Annotated in this window: 18 protein-coding genes; 13 read left to right on the top strand and 5 right to left on the bottom strand. The window is 68.6% G+C overall.

The window, feature by feature from the left end; genetic code table 11:
• Positions 1-148: 148 nt before the first annotated feature.
• Complete coding sequence (locus ACWEF2_RS30850) at positions 149-451, top strand: hypothetical protein (protein ID WP_453819796.1); 303 nt, start codon at positions 149-151, stop codon at positions 449-451.
• A 19-nt stretch (positions 452-470) separates the two neighbouring features.
• Entirely contained in the window at positions 471-632 is a 162-nt protein-coding gene (locus ACWEF2_RS30845) for a hypothetical protein (RefSeq protein ID WP_453819795.1), read from the top strand.
• 112 nt (positions 633-744) lie between these two features.
• Here the strand turns inward: ACWEF2_RS30845 and ACWEF2_RS30840 are convergent, their stop codons facing one another.
• The 3 genes from ACWEF2_RS30840 to ACWEF2_RS30830 all read right to left on the bottom strand — a co-directional run bounded on the left by ACWEF2_RS30840 (position 745) and on the right by ACWEF2_RS30830 (position 3,087).
• Positions 745-975: a PadR family transcriptional regulator gene (locus ACWEF2_RS30840; RefSeq protein ID WP_453819797.1), complete on the bottom strand. Its 231-nt coding sequence runs from the start codon at positions 973-975 to the stop codon at positions 745-747.
• 487 nt (positions 976-1,462) lie between these two features.
• Positions 1,463-2,659 (bottom strand): FG-GAP repeat domain-containing protein, encoded by a 1,197-nt coding sequence (locus tag ACWEF2_RS30835; RefSeq protein WP_453819794.1) that lies wholly within the window; start codon positions 2,657-2,659, stop codon positions 1,463-1,465.
• 56 nt (positions 2,660-2,715) lie between these two features.
• A complete protein-coding gene (locus ACWEF2_RS30830) occupies positions 2,716-3,087 on the bottom strand; it encodes a hypothetical protein (protein WP_453819793.1) in 372 nt (123 codons plus the stop codon).
• Positions 3,088-4,228: 1,141 nt separating this feature from the next.
• Between ACWEF2_RS30830 and ACWEF2_RS30825 the strand changes: the two genes are divergently transcribed.
• The 9 genes from ACWEF2_RS30825 to ACWEF2_RS30785 all read left to right on the top strand — a co-directional run bounded on the left by ACWEF2_RS30825 (position 4,229) and on the right by ACWEF2_RS30785 (position 14,834).
• Positions 4,229-5,395 carry a L,D-transpeptidase gene (locus tag ACWEF2_RS30825; protein WP_453819792.1) on the top strand — a complete coding sequence of 389 codons (1,167 nt, stop codon included), beginning with the start codon at positions 4,229-4,231 and terminating at the stop codon, positions 5,393-5,395.
• A gap of 257 nt (positions 5,396-5,652) precedes the next feature.
• Positions 5,653-6,807, top strand: coding sequence for a glycerophosphodiester phosphodiesterase (locus tag ACWEF2_RS30820; RefSeq protein WP_453819791.1), 1,155 nt, complete (start codon positions 5,653-5,655; stop codon positions 6,805-6,807).
• A gap of 297 nt (positions 6,808-7,104) precedes the next feature.
• On the top strand, positions 7,105-8,256 hold the full coding sequence (locus ACWEF2_RS30815; RefSeq protein ID WP_453819790.1) for a glycerophosphodiester phosphodiesterase: 1,152 nt from the start codon (positions 7,105-7,107) through the stop codon (positions 8,254-8,256).
• Positions 8,257-8,398: 142 nt separating this feature from the next.
• Positions 8,399-9,208 (top strand): class I SAM-dependent methyltransferase, encoded by an 810-nt coding sequence (locus tag ACWEF2_RS30810; protein ID WP_453819789.1) that lies wholly within the window; start codon positions 8,399-8,401, stop codon positions 9,206-9,208.
• Between the two features lie 276 nt (positions 9,209-9,484).
• Positions 9,485-10,393, top strand: coding sequence for a hypothetical protein (locus ACWEF2_RS30805; RefSeq protein WP_453819788.1), 909 nt, complete (start codon positions 9,485-9,487; stop codon positions 10,391-10,393).
• Positions 10,394-10,406: 13 nt separating this feature from the next.
• Positions 10,407-11,264, top strand: a complete 858-nt coding sequence (locus ACWEF2_RS30800; protein WP_453819787.1) for a class F sortase — start codon at positions 10,407-10,409, stop codon at positions 11,262-11,264.
• Positions 11,261-12,730 (top strand): DUF2079 domain-containing protein, encoded by a 1,470-nt coding sequence (locus tag ACWEF2_RS30795; protein WP_453819786.1) that lies wholly within the window; start codon positions 11,261-11,263, stop codon positions 12,728-12,730. Before ACWEF2_RS30800 ends, ACWEF2_RS30795 begins: the two co-directional genes overlap by 4 nt.
• Positions 12,731-12,862: 132 nt before the next feature.
• Complete coding sequence (locus ACWEF2_RS30790; protein ID WP_453819785.1) at positions 12,863-14,008, top strand: acetyl-CoA C-acetyltransferase; 1,146 nt, start codon at positions 12,863-12,865, stop codon at positions 14,006-14,008.
• A 163-nt stretch (positions 14,009-14,171) separates the two neighbouring features.
• Positions 14,172-14,834, top strand: a complete 663-nt coding sequence (locus tag ACWEF2_RS30785) for a DUF305 domain-containing protein (RefSeq protein ID WP_453819784.1) — start codon at positions 14,172-14,174, stop codon at positions 14,832-14,834.
• Between the two features lie 112 nt (positions 14,835-14,946).
• Here ACWEF2_RS30785 and ACWEF2_RS30780 read toward each other — a convergent pair whose 3' ends face one another.
• Together ACWEF2_RS30780 and ACWEF2_RS30775 are read right to left on the bottom strand one after the other, a co-directional pair.
• Positions 14,947-15,138: a hypothetical protein gene (locus tag ACWEF2_RS30780; RefSeq protein ID WP_453819783.1), complete on the bottom strand. Its 192-nt coding sequence runs from the start codon at positions 15,136-15,138 to the stop codon at positions 14,947-14,949.
• A gap of 217 nt (positions 15,139-15,355) precedes the next feature.
• Positions 15,356-16,087 carry a class I SAM-dependent methyltransferase gene (locus tag ACWEF2_RS30775; protein WP_453819782.1) on the bottom strand — a complete coding sequence of 244 codons (732 nt, stop codon included), beginning with the start codon at positions 16,085-16,087 and terminating at the stop codon, positions 15,356-15,358.
• Positions 16,088-16,306: 219 nt separating this feature from the next.
• On the opposite strand from ACWEF2_RS30775, the gene ACWEF2_RS30770 reads away from it, so the two are divergent.
• Both ACWEF2_RS30770 and ACWEF2_RS30765 read left to right on the top strand, forming a co-directional pair.
• The gene (locus ACWEF2_RS30770; protein WP_189792892.1) at positions 16,307-16,465 is read left to right on the top strand and encodes a toxin-antitoxin system HicB family antitoxin; all 159 of its coding nucleotides are present in this window, start codon (positions 16,307-16,309) and stop codon (positions 16,463-16,465) included.
• On the top strand, positions 16,417-16,622 hold a 206-nt coding region (locus ACWEF2_RS30765; protein ID WP_453819781.1), incomplete at its 3' end, for a helix-turn-helix domain-containing protein. The genes ACWEF2_RS30770 and ACWEF2_RS30765, both read left to right, overlap by 49 nt.

The raw sequence follows: 16,622 nt of genomic DNA, 5'->3' as shown, positions 1-16,622 counted from the left end.
ATACGGAAAGACGATGCGCAGCAGTTCTTCACACAACCGCCACCATGCCACCAACGTGACTTTCCGTCACCCGTCACGAAAATCTTGCCAGAGCCAGAACCTGAGACCGCCCAAGGGCAGGACCTGAGCCCGCAAGGGGCACACCCCGGTGTTGCCGGTGGCCTGCCGTGGCCGTGGGCGGGTCTCGATCGCCGCGCTGATCTGCGCCAAACCGGGGATGCGGACGCGACTGATCTACCGTATGCGCACCTACCACCAGCGCAGGCACAAGCCGAGGGGCTTCACGGTGGCCGACTTCCAAGCACTGCTCCAGGCCGCGCACACCCAGCTGGGCGGCCCGATCTCGCTGGTGCAGGCAGCCTGCCCGAGCACGTCAGCGCCCAGACGCGCGCGTGGATCGCCGTCCGCCAGGACTGGTTACTGGTCTACGGTTCCCGGCGTATGCGCCTGAGCTGAACCCGGCCGAGGGCGTGTGGTCCAACCTGCGCACCAAGCTGTTCAACTTCACCGTCCACGGCATCGACGAGCTCACCGCCCTGATCAAGAACCGGCTCAAACCCATGCAGTACCGGCCCGACCTGCTGAACGGTTTCATCGTCGAAACCGGGCTCATGATCTCTGATCCGGCATAACCCCCAGCTTTCTTGCTTAGTACGACGACAACGCTGACGACACCGCCGACGATGTCAATGCCGGTGGAGCGGTTACTAGGTGGCTGTGGTTCGGGAGTACGGGACTCGTCCGTCAATGCTGGGCACCTCCTGGAGCCCATCCCCAGCGCGGTAGCCGTCCGCGCCCACGCGCGGCCTGCAATGCGGCGTACTCCTGGCGGCCGGTGCTGGACAGGGCGTAGAAGCAGTGGCGCGGCCGGTTCGGGACGCCGGTCTCCCGGAAGCCGTTGATCCAGCTGGCTTTCTCCAGGCGTTCCAGGAGGGGGTAGACGGTGCCGGGGCCGAGTCCGGTCTCCTCGGTGATCCGGTATCCCCATAGCGGGTCGGCGGGGTCAGTGGCGAGGAACAGGTCCAGGACGAGATGTGGTGGTGGTGAGGCGGATCTTCTGTGGTGGTTCGGTCATAATCTCCCTCTCGGTATCCCTATATCGAGAACGATACTCAAGGGGTGGGGGACTGCCAGATGTTCGGCGATTGCTGCCGGGGTTAGAACCGGGTAGCTCCGCTCGCCGGGAGAGCGCATGCTGTTGGGATGGCGATTGAACAGGTGACGTTGGTGGGCGGGCCGTTGGACGGGATGGAGTTCCCCGATCCGGACCCCAGGGCGGACGCAAGGGTGCCTACATGATCGTCCCTGGGAGATGCGCAGGGTGGTCTACGAGCCGGATCAGGATGGCCCCCGGAGGCCCGGGCTACATCGGCTGACAGCACTGGGCTCGTCGTCCGCAAAGAACGGTGGGGCTTCCCCCGCCTGAACTGTGCAGATGTCGGTGGATTTCGGAAATCCGTCTTTAAGGGTGGAAGGTGTCGAAGTAGTCCGGCTCCAGCTTGTTGAGCCAGGCATGGGCGACACCGGTCTGGCTGATGCGCAGAAAGTCGGCCTTGCCATCGCCGTCGAGGTCGGCGAACTGAATGTCTTTGGGAGGGACCCCGGTGTCACCGGCGATCTTGCCGATGTCGCGGTAGGTTCCGCTCATGCCAACGGGTCCTTCGTTGATCCACGCTCGGGCGCCGCCCCCGGCGGTGATGAGGATCTGGTCAGCGCGTTTGTCCCCGTTGATGTCGGCGTACCTGATCTCCCACGGGCTTTCCAGAGCGACGTTAATGGTTTGGCGAGGGTCCCAGTCCAGGTATTTATCGTTGCCTTTGCCTTGGAAACCTTTGTTGTACCAGGCGAGCGTCGTGCCGTCTGGCTTGGTCAGCAGGTAGTCGTCACGCCCTTCCCCTGTGATGTCGGCGAAACGGATCTTTGTGCCCGGGGCGATGGTCGGCCTGTCTTCTGCGGCGTCGTTGGAGAAGACGCTGGCGAACCCGTCGTAGCGGCTCATGCACATGCGTGCACCAGACGGGTTGTCGCCCTGCCAGGTGTAGACCGTCATCTGGCCACTCAGATCGACGACCATGCAGTCAGGGAAGCCGTCACCATCCAGATCGCCGAAGTGCAGCTGGTTGCCGACCGCCCCAGGGGCGGGTCTGTAAGAGTTTTTCCCTTCGACGAAGGGAACCCAGTCCTTGCCCGCAGGGCCGCTGTTCCACCAGAACCGGAAGTTCTGGTTTTCGTCGACCGCCACGAACTCGGCTTTGCGGTCCTTGTTGATGTCGACCATCCAGAAACGGCTGGTGGAGGGGAACTCCTGGGCCTGGATGACGCCGCGGTCATCCCAGTCTGGGCCCAGCCTGTTCGGGTTGGTCTTTCCGGCTCCGCCTGTGCCGTCGCCGTCTTCACGGGGGGTTTCGGGCTGCTCCTTCTTAACATCTGTTTCGTCTGGATAGCTGCGATGCGCATCGCCCGATGCGTGCGGCGCTTCGGATGGGCCCCGGGAGGTGGTGAGCGACACTGTGAAAAACAGGAGGAGTATTCCCGCGACGACAGCCAATCGCCCCCAAGCCCCTTGGTCTTCCTTCGCGGGCGCATGAATCACTTGGTTGATGATCTGGGCGTGTCCGGCCTGATACAGCCTGCCCTGCTCGGAGGCTGTGGCGTCCATTCGGACGGACTTACCAGGGAGGCGCTCCGGTGGATCCGGATCGGTCGGCGGGGTGCTCATCGCTCGTTGATGGTCTGGTCATGTCCAGCTTGATATATCCGGCCCTGCCCGGATGCCTCAGCGTTCATCTGGATGTTGCTTGTTCCATCGCCGGGCGAGACCACCTCGCTACTATCGCCACCGGTGGCCATCGCGCGTTCATCAGGAGTCGAGGCGCCCTGGCTAGCATGTTCGCCGTTGCTGCCGTTGCGGTCAGCGATCATGCTGTACACCGTCACCCCCAGCCCGGCCAGCGCGACGAATAGCGCCATGACGCTGGCCAGTTTATCGGCATTATCCAGCCCCACCCTCTCCAAGTAGATGCTTAACGCTGCCACGGCCGTCACTGCGACCACGGCTCCGCCCCATACCTGCACACGTCCGCGCATACTGGCATCATCGGCTACCCGGAAAGATCGTACACGTGATTTCATGATAACGCCTTCCTGTGCGGTCCGAAAAATGGACGTTTCGCGTGGATTTATGTCTGCGTCTCGACGTCCCGTTCGTCTCTGAAAGGGGGTGAGTTGGGCGAATCTAACCTTGATGTTTCGTGAGATTGGCCGGGGCGCGTAGTGAGCCGACCAACTGAGGCTTTTCGCCGGCGGGTCAGCCTGGCGGCCCGGCTATCGCGTCGGGTGAGCGGGGTTCCACAAGGCCTGGCTGGTTCTCCTTTCTGGGGTTGCTGGGACAGCTGAGGGCGAGTCAGAGCGCGGGCAGGGCCTGTAGCCGGGTAACCGCAGCGACGATCAGACCGGCCCCCCGCCATCGTCCGGCCAGGCGGAGCCGGACTCTTCTCCCGCCTTTGACCAGGTGCCCTGCGGCCGAGAACAGATGAAAGCCCGAGGTTAGTATGTGATTTGAATTTGATTCTGCTGATTTCTCGGGCCGTGGTGTGCGGCAGGCCGTGATCGGTTCGTCCTCGTGGTTGATGGCGATGTGGCGGGTTGGCGACCACGGTGACGATCTTGCGGGTATGGACACGACTGACGGTTCACTGACCGGTGACTACCCCAGCGGGCACTGCGAAGGCGCCCCCACTCGGTAGTCGGCAACGCGCAGCGAACCATGCACACCGGCATCCGCTGGGCGCCCATCATGTGGGCGGTGACGCCGTCCAGGCGTAGGGTGACGTGCTGAGCGGCCAGGCTGACCGCGTCGACTCCGTTGACCATCGGGTCGACCTCCCCCGCCGGACCACCCTTGTCCGCCGGGATCAGTGGGGGACGGACCGGCCGGTCGATGACCATCGACTCGCTCCCGGCGCGCGAGCGATCCTGTGGATCGGCGTCCGGTGTGGTCCCGGGCGAGAGCGGGCGCTCTGTAGCCGGATTTCGCGCCTGCTGTCCCGAGAGTGACTCTCCGGGAACGCTCCTGCTTGGCGAGGTGAAGGTGCCGTCCGGCCGCCGTACATGCTGTTACTTGATCGTTATGGGGCAAGGTAGGCCATAACCCAGTTCTCGGCTGTCTCACGAGTGGAACGCGCTAAGTCCGAAAGTGGCGCGAAAGCTCATATATGAGGAGTAGACCGTGAACACCCTCAAGCGGATGGCTCATGCCTCGCTTGCCCTCGTCGCCCTCGCAGGTGCGGCGGCCTGCTCCGTGGAAGGCCACCCGGCCGCTCAGCCCGTACCCGCGCCCGTCGGAGCCACCGCTGAGATCGGCAGGACCGCCGAGACCGGCGGGACCGTTGTGGCAGGTAAAGCCGGTAAGGCTGGTAGAGCCGGTAAGGGGGGCAAGGTCGGGAGTGGGGACGTCTCGCCTCCGGCGGGGGGTGTCGCCGGCAAGGCCGCTCCGCGGAAGGAGCCGCTCGGCATCGCCGACATCACGCCGATGGACGAGAAGACCGAGACCGTCGGCGTCGGCTTTCCGATCATCGTCACCTTCGACAAGCCGGTCGCCAACCGGGCCGCGGCCGAGGCGGTGTTGCAGGTCCAGGCGGACAGGCCGGTCGAGGGCGCCTGGCGCTGGGTCTCCGACCGCAAGGTCGTCTACCGCACCAGGACCTTCTGGCGCCCGCACCAGAAGGTCCTCCTCACCGCCCGCCTCAGCCAGATTCCCGGCAACGAGGCCACCAAGGACGTCACCCGCCGCTTCGCGGTCGGCACGGCCAACGTCTCCGTGGTCGACACCCGCAAGCACGTGATGAGGGTCCGCCGTGACGGCAAGCTCGTCAAGCGCATCCCGATCAGCGCGGGCCGGGGCGGCCTGGTCAAGAACGGTGTCGACGTCTACCTCACCACCAGCGGCGTCCACCTCACGATGGGCAAGAAGGAGGTGGAGACCATGACCTCCTCCTGGCTGGGCGTCACCGACCCCAAGGACAGTCTCTACTACAAGCTGGAGATCCCCTGGGCGGTACGGATCTCCGACAGCGGTGAGTACGTCCACCAGAGCGCGGGCGCCTACCAGTTTCTCGGCAGGTCCAACCAGAGCCATGGCTGCGTGCGCGCCACGCCCGCCGGGGCCAAGTGGTTCTACGGGATCGCCCAGCGTGGCGACGTCGTGCAGATCACCGGCACCAGGCGGAAGCTCGACTGGCGCAACGGCTGGAGCTTCTGGCAGCTCAGCTGGAAGCAGTGGAAGCGGGGGAGCGCCCTGCCGGCCACGGGTGCCGGCCCCACCACGGGGCCCGCTACCGGCACCGGGCCTACCACGGGGACCGGCCAGAACGAGGAGAGTGGGCAGGAGGGCTGACCCCCGCCAAGGACGTGGGCGCCGGTCCGGTCGTACCGGCCGTGGACCGTGGTGACCGGGAATGCTCGCCGGGTTGCGCGTTGTTCACCGGTGCAGGTCAGGCCGGTGTCGCCGCTCGTCGTACCCGCGTGGTGGGTGGGCGATGGGTGCTGATTGATGGTGATGTGTGGTCGTCTCGTGGGCGGAGAGTCTTTCCCGCCGATCCGGGGTAGAGGTGCTGGTGCTGACACGGCCCCCCACAGGATCGGAGAGCGGGGGTGCCCGAGGTGATGGGCAAGGTGGTGCGGGGCGGGGCGCCCGCCGTGCTTATGGCGGCCGTGCTGGTGACAGCCGGGCTCGTGGAAGGGGCGGCGCTCGTCGCGCCGCGGTCCGCGGAGGCGGTGACCGGGCCGGTCGGGTCCGACGATCGCGTGCCGATCGTCATCGCGCATCGGGGGGCCAGCGCCTTCCGGCCCGAGCACACGCTTGCCGCCTACCGGCTGGCCGTCCGGATGGGCGCCGACTACATCGAGCCCGACCTGGTCTCCACCAAGGATCACGTGCTGGTCGCCCGGCACGAGAACGAGCTGTCGAAGACCACCGACGTCGCGAACCACCCCGAGTTCGCCGGTCGCAGGACGACCAAGACCATCAACGGCCGCCAGAGGACCGGCTGGTTCACCGAGGACTTCACGCTCGACGAGCTGCGCACCCTCCGGGCTCGGGAGCGTTTCCCTAAGCGGCGCCCGCGCAACAGGGCGTACGACGGGCAGGCGGGGATCCCGACGCTGGACGAGGTCGTCCAGCTCGCCCGGCGGTACGGCGTGGGCGTCTGCCCCGAGATCAAGTATTCGACCTACTTCGCCTCGATCGGGCTGCCGATCGAGGGGCCGCTGCTGCAGACCCTCGGACGGTACGGCTGGAAGGACAGCGGAGCCCCGGTCTTCATCCAGTCGTTCGAGACCACCACGCTCAAGAGGCTGCGCTCCGTCACACGGCTCCGGCTCGTCCAGCTCATCGGCGCGAGCGGCAGGCCGTACGATCTGGTGGCCGCCGGTGACCGGCGCAGCTACAGCGATCTGATCACCCCGCAGGGCCTGGCGCAGATCGCCACGTACGCCGACGGCATCGGGGTGATCACCTCGCGGGTCGTGCCTCTCGGCTCCGACGGGAGGCTGGGAACGCCGACCTCGCTCGTCCGGGACGCCCACCGGCTGGGCCTCCAGGTTCTCGTCGCGACCGTCCGGAACGAGAACGCGGGACTCCCGGCGGACTACCGGCGGGGGGATCCGGCCCGCCCTGCCTACCGGCGTGCCGCCGGCGACGTGGAGAGCTGGCTGAAACGGCTCTTCGCGCTCGACGTGGACGGGGTGTTCGCCAACGATCCCGTGGCCGCGCGCGCCGTACGGGATCGCGTCTGCCCTGGGGACTGACGGCCCGTCAGATCCGATCGAGCCCGATCCGGCCTTCACCAGGGGCCGATCCGGCCTCCATCGGGGACCGCTCCGGTCTCCATCGGTCTCCACCGGGGGCTGATCCGGCCTCCACCGAGGACCGCGTGCCGGTCGCCCGGCACGAGAACGAGCCGCCGAAGAGCGCCGACGTCGCGAACCTCCCGAGTTCGTGAGGGTATCGCCGATGTCTGGCACCTGATCAGGTATGACCGTTAGCCGACCGGTAGCTCAGGGTAGGTCTGCCGATACCCAGTGTGCCCCCCACAGGATCGGAGAGTGGGGGTGCCCGAGGTGGTGGGCAAGGTGATGCGGGCCGGGATGCCCGCCGTGCTCGTGGCGGGTGTGCTGGTCGGATTCACGGGGGCGACGGCGCCGGTCGCGCTCCCGCCCGCGATCGCGGCGGACGCGCCCACCTGTGGTGGCCGTGAGCCGATCGTCATCGCGCATCGCGGCGCCAGTGCCTTCCGGCCCGAGCACACACTCCTCGCCTACGAGGCGGCCATTCAGATGGGCGCCGACTACATCGAGCCCGATCTGGTCTCCACCAAGGATCACGTGCTGGTCGCCCGGCACGAGAACGAGCTGTCGAAGACCACCGACGTCAGGGACCACCCCGAGTTCGCCGACCGCAAGACGGCCAAGGTCGTTGACGGTGTCCGGCGGACCGGCTGGTTCACCGAGGACTTCACGCTCGACGAGCTGCGCACCCTGCGGGCCAGGGAGCGTCTCCCCCAGGTACGGCCGGGCAACACGGCCTACAACGGGCTGGCGCAGATCCCGACGCTGGACGAGGTCGTCCAGCTCGCCCAGCAGAGCGGTGTGGGCGTCTACCCCGAGACCAAGCATTCGACCTACTTCGCCTCGATCGGGCTGCCGCTCGAAGGGCCGCTGGTGGAGACCCTCCGGCTCCGTGGCTGGGACGACGTGTGCGCCCCGGTCTTCATCCAGTCCTTCGAGACGGCCAACCTCAAGGAGTTGCGCTCCGCCACCCGGGTGCGGCTCGTCCAGCTCATCGGCGGGGGAGGCAGGCCGTACGATCTGGCGACGGCCGGTGACCCGCGCACCTACAGTGATCTGATCACCCCGGACGGGCTGGCGCAAATCGCCACGTACGCCAACGGCATCGGCGTGGTCACCTCGCGGATCGTGCCCACCCGTTCCGACGGGAGGCTGGGGGAGCCCACCTCGCTCGTCCAGGACGCCCATCAGAAGGGGCTCCTGGTTCATGTCGCGACCATCCGCAACGAGAACGAGTATCTTCCGCTGGAGTACCGCAGGGGGGATCCGGCCAGCCCGGACTATCCGCGTGCGGTCGGTGACGTGATGGGCTGGCTGGAACGGCTCTACCGGCTCGACGTGGACGGGGTGTTCGCCGACGATCCCGGGGTCGCGCGTGCCACGCGCGATCGTCTCTTCAGCGACAACTGACCTCTTGCGCGGAACGTCGGGGAGTGCTGTGAAACGGGGTATGTGTCCTGACTACCTGAGCTCGCCGGGGGCTGGTTGAAGGCGGTGCAAAACATGATTTTTCGTTCAAGATCACCGGGGCTCGCGAGGTTATCGTAAACGTATGAGCAGATCATCCGCTTTCGGTGGTATCGATGCTGAGACGCTCGCGCGAAGGGCGTCGTCGTTCGGCGGCCAGGCCGCGGCGTACGCGCGGGAGCGGCCCGACTATCCCGATGACGCCGTGCTGTGGGCGCTCGAACCCGTCTCTGGCCGCGTGCCGCTGCGTGTCCTCGACCTGGGAGCCGGGACGGGGAAGCTGACCGAGGTACTGCTGCGGCACACCTCCGAGCTCGCCGAAGGTGCCAAGGTCGCCGAGGTGATCGCGGTGGAGCCCGATCCGGCCATGCTCGACCAGCTCCGCCGGCGGCTGCCCGAGGCTCAGGCGTTGACCGGGTCGGCTGAGAAGATCCCACTGCCGGACGGGTCGGTCGACGCGATCCTGATCGGGCAGGCGCTGCACTGGTTCGACCTCGATCGGGCCCTGCCGGAGATGGCCCGGGTCCTGACCCCGGGCGGGGTGCTGGCCGGGCTCTGGAACCTCGACGACGACCAGATCCCATGGGTGAGGGAGCTGAAGAGGGTGGCCAGGAGCACGGTGTCGTTCACCAATTGGCGGTCCGAGGAGATCCCGCTGCGGGGGCCGTGGTTCCAGGAGGTCGAGCAGGCCCGCTTCCCGCACGTTCAGCGCCGGACCGCGGAGACGATGGCGGCCACGATCGCCACCCACTCCCACGTGCTCACCCTCCCCGACTCCGAGCGCGCCGAGCTGCTGGCTCGGGTGGTCGACTACCTGCGTTCCACCCCCGAGACCGCGCACGGCGAGTTCGAGCTCCCGATCATCACCGCGGTGGTTCGCGCGCCACGCGAATAGTGGTGCGGCCCGGAACGCTCACCGGGTCGCGCGCCGTTCACCGGCGGGCGGCGGGCGGCGGGCGGCGGGCGGCGGGGAGTGGTGGATGGGGGCCGGATGGGCGAAGGCGGCCATGATGTGGCGGGAGAGAAAATATGCCCGTTTTGCTGACTTGCGCGCATCTTCCCGCCTCATTTCATTAAGATCTATTTAAGGTCTGGTTCGGACTGTGATCATGGCTTGGAATCGTGGGTAACCGCGCCAAAGCGGTCAGCTGTGCCGAAATGGGGAGAAGCTGTGCTGAAGTCCAAGACGCGGCGTCGCGTCGCGGCCAAGACAGTCGTTGTGGGAGCGGTAAGCGGGGGTCTCGTCTTCGGGGTCGTGCCGGCGGTCGCCTCTCTGGCGGCGATTCCCAAACCGGTCACCTACACCTGCAATCCCGTCGGTGGTCCCGTCGGCACCGGCACGGGCACCGGCAACAGCTACAAACTGCAGATGGACCTGACCGCTCCGCTCAGCGCGGTCCCCAACTCCCCTCTCGTGGCGACCTGGAAGATCGGTCAGCCCGCCGTTCCCGGACCGGCCCTGACCGCGCCCTCCGCCATCGCGGCCGGTGACCGGCTCGCGGTCGACGCGGACGTGGTGATCACGGGCACGCCCCTCCCGTCCCCGACGGAGACCCGGACGGTGGGAGCCACGTCGACCCCCGGAGCGGTGGCGGCCGGCACCGCGCTGCCGTTTCCCACCGTGCTGATCACGGTGACGCCCACGGCGACCGGGGTCATCGGGATCCAGCCTCACGACTTCACCCTCGTCCACAGCCCGGCGGCCGGCACCGCGACCAAGACCGACCTGTACGACTGCACCGCGGCCCCCGCCGAGGCTTCGACCGCCGCGCTGCAGGTCACGGTCAGGCCGCAGGGCGCCGGGATGGGGACCGGCACGCCGACGAACACGGGCCTCCCGACCGGAAGCTCCACCCCTACGGCCACCCCCGAGCCGACGATCACCCTCACCCGGACCGAGACCTCCAAGCCCATGAAGGACAGGCAGGTCGAGGAGACCCCCCGGGGCGCGGCCTCGACGGGCGGTGGCGGGGAGGCCGGGCCGGACGCCCGCATGATCGTCCTCGGCGGCTCGCTGCTGATGGCCCTGGCCGGGATCGGCGGACTCGTGCTGCGCCGCCGTAGCGCGCTCAGGGGCTGACCGGAGCGGCTGGATGACCACCCCGACGCCGGACGGCCGACCGCCTCGGGCTCCCCGGCCCGCGCCGTCGTACCACTATGGCCCGGTCCAGCCGCCCTACCCGCCTCAGGGGCATCCGGTCTACCAGGGGTACGGCCCGCCGTACGAGGAGTGGCCCGAGGAGCGGGTGAACGACGGCCGGATCCTGCGGTCGGTGCTCATCCTCGCCGGGGTCGCCGGAGTGGTCACGGTGCTGGTGGGCCTGCTGCTCATGATGGTCGCGCCCGAGCAGTACGGCCTGGCCGACCAGCGCACCACGCTGCCGCCCCGCAGCCAGGCGAACGCCACCGGCCTGCCGGACCCCTATTTCCAGGCACCCGCGACCGCGCCGCCACCTCTGCCGAGCATCCCGGCGGCTCCCGCCATGCAGCCCTCGACCCCGGTGCGCCTGGTCGTCAAACGGCTCGGCATCAACGCGCCGATCAGCTCGGTCGGGCTCGACGGGCAGGGCGCGATCGAGGTGCCTCCGGTCGCCGACCCGAACCTGGTCGGCTGGTACCGCTCGGGACCCACCCCGGGGGAGGCGGGGCCGGCGATCATACTGGGGCACAAGGACACCCGCTCGGGGAGCGCGGTCTTCAGCCGCCTCGACGAGATCCGGAACGGTGACGTGATCGAGGTGCGGCGCAAGGACGGCATCGTCGCGGTCTTCACGGTGGGCGGCCTCGAACAGGCGGAGAAGTCCGTCTTTCCCACCCAGCGTGTGTACGGCGAATCGCCCAACCCCCAGCTCCACCTGATCACGTGTGGTGGCACCTACAACCGCACCACCGGTCACTACACCGACAATGTCATCGCCTACGCGACGATGACGAGCACGCGCAGGGCATGAACGCCGAGACCACGGCGACGGGCTGGACCCCCGGGGTTTCGAATGTCCTGGGATTCCTGCGGAGACGGCGGCACGGGGCGGCACTGGGCGCGCTCGTGGCCTTGGCCGCGACGGCCTACTCGGTGCTCGGCCTGGTCAGGCTTCTCACCTTCAGGGCCAGCGCCTTCGACCTGGTCGTCTTCGACCAGGCCGTGCGCGGCTACGCCACGTTCGGCGCGCCCGTGGAGCCGGTGGTCGGCATGCGGTACGGCGTCGGGATGGACTTCCTCCAGCTCGCCGACCACTTCTCGCCCATCGTGGCGGTTCTGGCCCCGCTGTACTGGATCCACAGCGGGCCGGAGACGCTGATCGTCGCGCAGGGGGTGCTGCTCGCGCTGGCGGCGGTCCCGATCTGGCACTACGCCGAGCGCCGCGTCGGCGCGGGCCCCGCCCACCTGGTCGCGGTGGCCTACCTGGTGTCGTGGCCGGTCGCGCAGGCCGCCGGGTTCGACGTCCACGAGGCGGCGTTCGTCCCCCTGCTCAGCGCGATCATGATCGAGCGGGTCGACGCCGGCCGGATGGCCGCGGCGATACCCGCGGTCATCGGCCTGTTCCTGGTCAAGGAGGACATGGGCCTGCTGGTCGTGGGGTTCGGTGTCCATCTCCTCCTCACCCGGCGGCGGATGGAGGGTGCGGCGTTCGTCCTCTTCGGGCTGGGGGCGCTGGTGATCGTCCGCAACGTGCTGATGCCGATGGCGGGCTCGGGGGCCGCCGGGTTCCACTGGGCCTACGGCGACCGGGGCGCGACCCTTGGCGAGGTCGTGCTCTCCGTCGCCCGTGACCCGCTGGGCGCGCTCTGGCAGATGGTCAGCCCGGAGACCAAGGTGGACACCCTGGTCCTCCTGCTCTGGCCGACGCTGCTGACCGCGCTTCTGTCGCCGCTGGTCCTGACGGCGCTTCCGCTCGTCGTCGAGCGGTTCCTGGCCGACCGGCAGCAGTGGTGGGGGACGGAGTATCACTACAACGCCTTCGTGGTCGCCGTTCTGGTCTGTGCCGCGGTGGACGGCGCCCACCGGCTCGGAAAGCGGTTCCCCGGGTGGGACGTGACCGCGCGCTGGGCGTTCGCGGTCTGCGTGATCGGCGTCACCCTCATCCCGAGGTTCGCGCTCGGCGACCTTCTGGAACCGTCCTTCTACCGGGGGGAACCGCACGTCGCGGCGGCGCGCGAGGCGGTGGCCAAGGTCCCGGACGGGGTGGTGGTGGAGGCCGCCAACAGCGTCGGACCGGCGCTCACCGCGCGGACCACGGTGCTGCTCTGGGAGCCGCGGCCCTACGGCGCGCCCTGGATCGTGGCCGACGTGGCGCGGTGGACCTATCCGTTCGCCGACCAGGACACACAGCGGCGGCGGGTCGACGAGGCGTTGCGCGACGGCTACGTCAAGGTGTTCGAGCGCGACGGCTACATCGTGCTGAACCGCCCGTCCTGAACCCCGCGGACCGGCCGTCCAGGTGCGCGGTTCTCTCCGGGCCCCCTTACGGACCGATGCGGGACAGGGCGGGGGTTCTGCGGTAATCTGCCAATGACCGAATAATGCTCGGTTTCGCCCGCGGGAGGCACTGTGGCAGAGGCGTACATCGTCGGAGCGGTCCGCACCCCGGTGGGAAGAAAGAAGGGCGGCCTGTCCGCCGTCCACCCCACCGACCTGGCCGCGCACACCCTCCGGGCACTCATCGAGCGCACGGGCGTCGACCCGGCCGCGGTGGATGACGTGATCATGGGCTGTGTCATGCAGTTCGGCCCGCAGAGCATGGACATCGCGCGTAACGCCTGGCTGTCGGCGGGCCTGCCGGAGAGCGTGGCCGGGGTGACCGTCGACCGGCAGTGCGGCTCCTCCCAGCAGTCGATCCACTTCGCGGCCCAGGGAGTGCTCTCCGGCACCCAGGATCTCGTGGTGGCCGCGGGAGTGGAGTCCATGAGCATCGTGCCGATGGGCTCCCCCATCACCGTGGCGCTGGAGAAGGGCATGCCCTTCCCCTTCGGTGACCGGTGGGTGGAACGGTACGGCAAGCAGGAGATCTCCCAGTTCCGCGGCGCCGAGCTCATGTGCGAGAAGTGGGATCTCGGCCGTGAGGAGCTGGAGCGGTTCGCCTACGGCAGCCACCAGCGCGCGGCCCAGGCCGTGGCGGACGGCCACTTCAGAGACCAGATCGCCCCGATCAACGGCGTCGAGGACGACGAGGGCCCGCGCGCCGACACCACGCTGGAGAAGATGGCGGCGCTGAAGACACTGCGGGAGGGCGGCCGGATCACCGCGGCCACCTCCTCGCAGATCTCCGACGGCTCCGGGGCCCTGCTGATCGCCTCCGAGCAGGCGGTCCGCGACCACGGCCTGACCCCCAGGGCCCGCGTCGTCACCCTGACGCTCACCGGCGGCGACCCGGTCTACATGCTGACCGCGCCGATCCAGGCGACCGGGAAGGCGCTGAAGAAGGCGGGCCTGTCCATCGACGACATCGACGTTACCGAGATCAACGAGGCGTTCGCCCCGGTCCCGCTGGCCTGGATCAAGGATGTCGGCGCCGACCCGGCCAGGGTCAACCCCAACGGCGGCGCGATCGCCCTGGGCCACCCGCTGGGCGCGACCGGCGCGATCCTGATGACCAAGCTGCTGCACGAGCTGGAGCGCACCGGCGGCCGGTACGGCCTGCAGACGATGTGCGAGGGCGGCGGCCAGGCCAACGTCACGATCGTCGAACGCCTCTGACCGGTCGCGGGGAGCACCGCCCGGCCGGACGTCTCACCTCGGCGCCGCTGAGACCTTGGTCCCGACAGTGTGTGCCGATCGGCCCTGGTCACGACGGGTGCGGTGGGGACACCGTAGGGGGTGAGGAACTCCGCGAGCCGTTGGGGGAGCGATGGGACGCGCAGTGACGAGGGGGATCGTCGCCGGGTCGGTTCTGGTGGCCGCGGCGATGACAGGGGTCGCCGCGGCGAATGTGAACGACGTTCAGCCGAGGCCGGCTCCCTCCGAGGAGCAGACCTACGGTGACCACATGGGGCCCGGTATGGGACCCATGTGCTCGGTGGACAGCGAGTTCGACTATCTGACGCGGATGGTGCCCCACCACCAGGAGGCCGTCGCCGCCGCGGAGCAGCTCCGGCGCTCCGGACGCCCGGAGATGCGCCGGTTGGGGGCGGCGATCGCGACGACGCAGACCGCTGAGATCGCGAAGATGAGGAACTGGCTGGCCGAGTGGTATCCAGGAGAGTCCACGGCGGTCCCCTACCGGCCGATGATGCGTGATCTGTCGAAACTGTCGGGTGACGCGCTGGACGAGACGTTCCTGCGGGACATGATCCCGCACCACATGGCCGCGGTGATGCTGTCCCAGCAGATGCTCGCGCACGGGATCGCGCGGCACGACGAGGTCGCGGCGTTCGCCCGCACGGTGCGGAACACCCAGCAGGACGAGATGGTCCAGATGCGGCGGTGGCTGGCGACCTGGTTCGGCGGCGGGGGCGCGCCCGACGGATCGTGGTCCGGGCCGGGGCCCATGTGGGGCGGCCGTGACGGGATGTGCGGCTGGTGAGCCCGGTGTTCCCGGCCCGGTGCTCCCGATCCGGCGCCCCGGCCCGCGGTCTCGGCTCCCTCCGCCCGTCACGCCCCGGTTCCGGAACGCCGGAACCGGGGCGTCCGAGCCGTCAGCGACCGCCCTTGCCGGGGATCCGGCGCGGCTGCCTGGTCGGCCGCATCGGCATGGGCGGCATCGGCGTGCGCCGCGGCGCCGGGGCGGGTCGGCCCCGCTCGGGCAGCTCGGGCAGCCCGGGGAGCGGCATACGAGGCTTGGGAGCCTTACCGTGGTTTCCGTGCTTGCTGGACGCGTGAATTCGCATATGGACTCCTTGAAGACAGTGACGACGCGGCTGTAGGCCGTGCCGGAAACTCAGCTGCCGCGTCAGACGAACGGGGCCGGAGAGCTGAGTGCGGGCGGATCAGACGAGGCTGATCGACGCCGGCTCTTAGGAGTTGATCCACATGCGATCACCGTACGGCGGCCGTGCCATACGGTGCAAACCATTTATTCCGGGCCGGGGCTCGGGGCGGGACGCTCTACTTCGGGACGCGGGCCACGCAGAAGACCGTCTGGCCGAACGGCGGGCGGACGAAGCGCTCGATGAAGCGGGTGGCCGGTACCACCGTACGGTCGTAGATCTTGACCAGGCGGGGGTCGGGGTAGCCGACGCCGCCGCGGCGGACCGCCGCCCACCAGGCGATGCCGCCGAGGAAGTTGATCGGCTTGAGCACGTCGACGTCCAGGCCCGCCCTGGAGACCGTGCTGCGCAGGGTGGCCGGGGTGTAGCGGGTGACGTGGCCGACCTTGCGGTCGAAGTCTCCGTACAGCTGCATGTAGCCCGGAACCCAGATCACGATCCGGCCGCCGGGCAGGGTGACCCTCGCCAGCGAGCGCAGGGCCTCGACGTCCTCCTCGATGTGCTCCAGCACGTTCATCATCACGACCGTGTCGACCTTCTCACCGATCGGGATGTCGGTCGGCAGGCCGAACTGCAGCACGTCGATGTCGTCGCGCCCGGCGAAGCGCTTGCGGAGCCGCTCCACGCAGTAGGGGTCGAAGTCGCTGACCACCAGTCTGTCCAGGCGGGGCAGGAACTGCTCGGCGAAGTGCCCCAGACCCGAGCCGATCTCCAGCATGGACCGGCCCACGTGCGGGGCGACCGTGTCGAGCTCGTACTGCCGGTAGTTCTTGGCCTCGTCCCCACCCAGGTGGTTCTCCAGGGCCTCGTCACCGGCCGCGGGTTGCACTACGCGGTCATACCCAGACATGCGGTTCCGTCCAGCTCGCTCACAGAAAACCGTGGCGGGCCACGGCTAAGGACAGGCAGAGTCTAGTAGTGCTTCCCCGGGAGCCGCCCCCGAATCGGACGCCGCGTCCTAGCATGAGCACCCCCATCGGTTCCGCGTGGAGGGGACCGCCTGTTTCAGCCGGCGGGGGAATTCGCGCTCCCCACCTTTCCATGATTAATATGTGGTAGCGTTTTGGTTGTGGTTAGAGGGGCGCCCCGCGAGTCGCTGAACCTCCGCGTCTCACCGGAACTGAAGCGGCAGATCGAGGAGTACGCCGCGCGTACCGGCATCTCGATCAACGCCGCCGCGTGCGTTCTCCTCGCCGAGGGTCTGCGTGCGGAGCGGAGGAAGCGGTGAGGCGGTCGTTCACGTTCCTGTTGCGCCCGGCTCGCCATCAGGAGGTCGCCCTCGCCGCCTGTCTGGACGATCACCGCGTCTTGTACAACGCCGCGCTGGAGCACCGGCGCACCGCTTACCGCAGGGCGGGGGTGAGTGTCCGCTACGGCGAGCAGTC

The sequence above is a fragment of the Streptosporangium sp. NPDC004631 genome (genome assembly GCF_053601935.1).
This window is presented reverse-complemented; position numbering and strand designations above follow the sequence as displayed.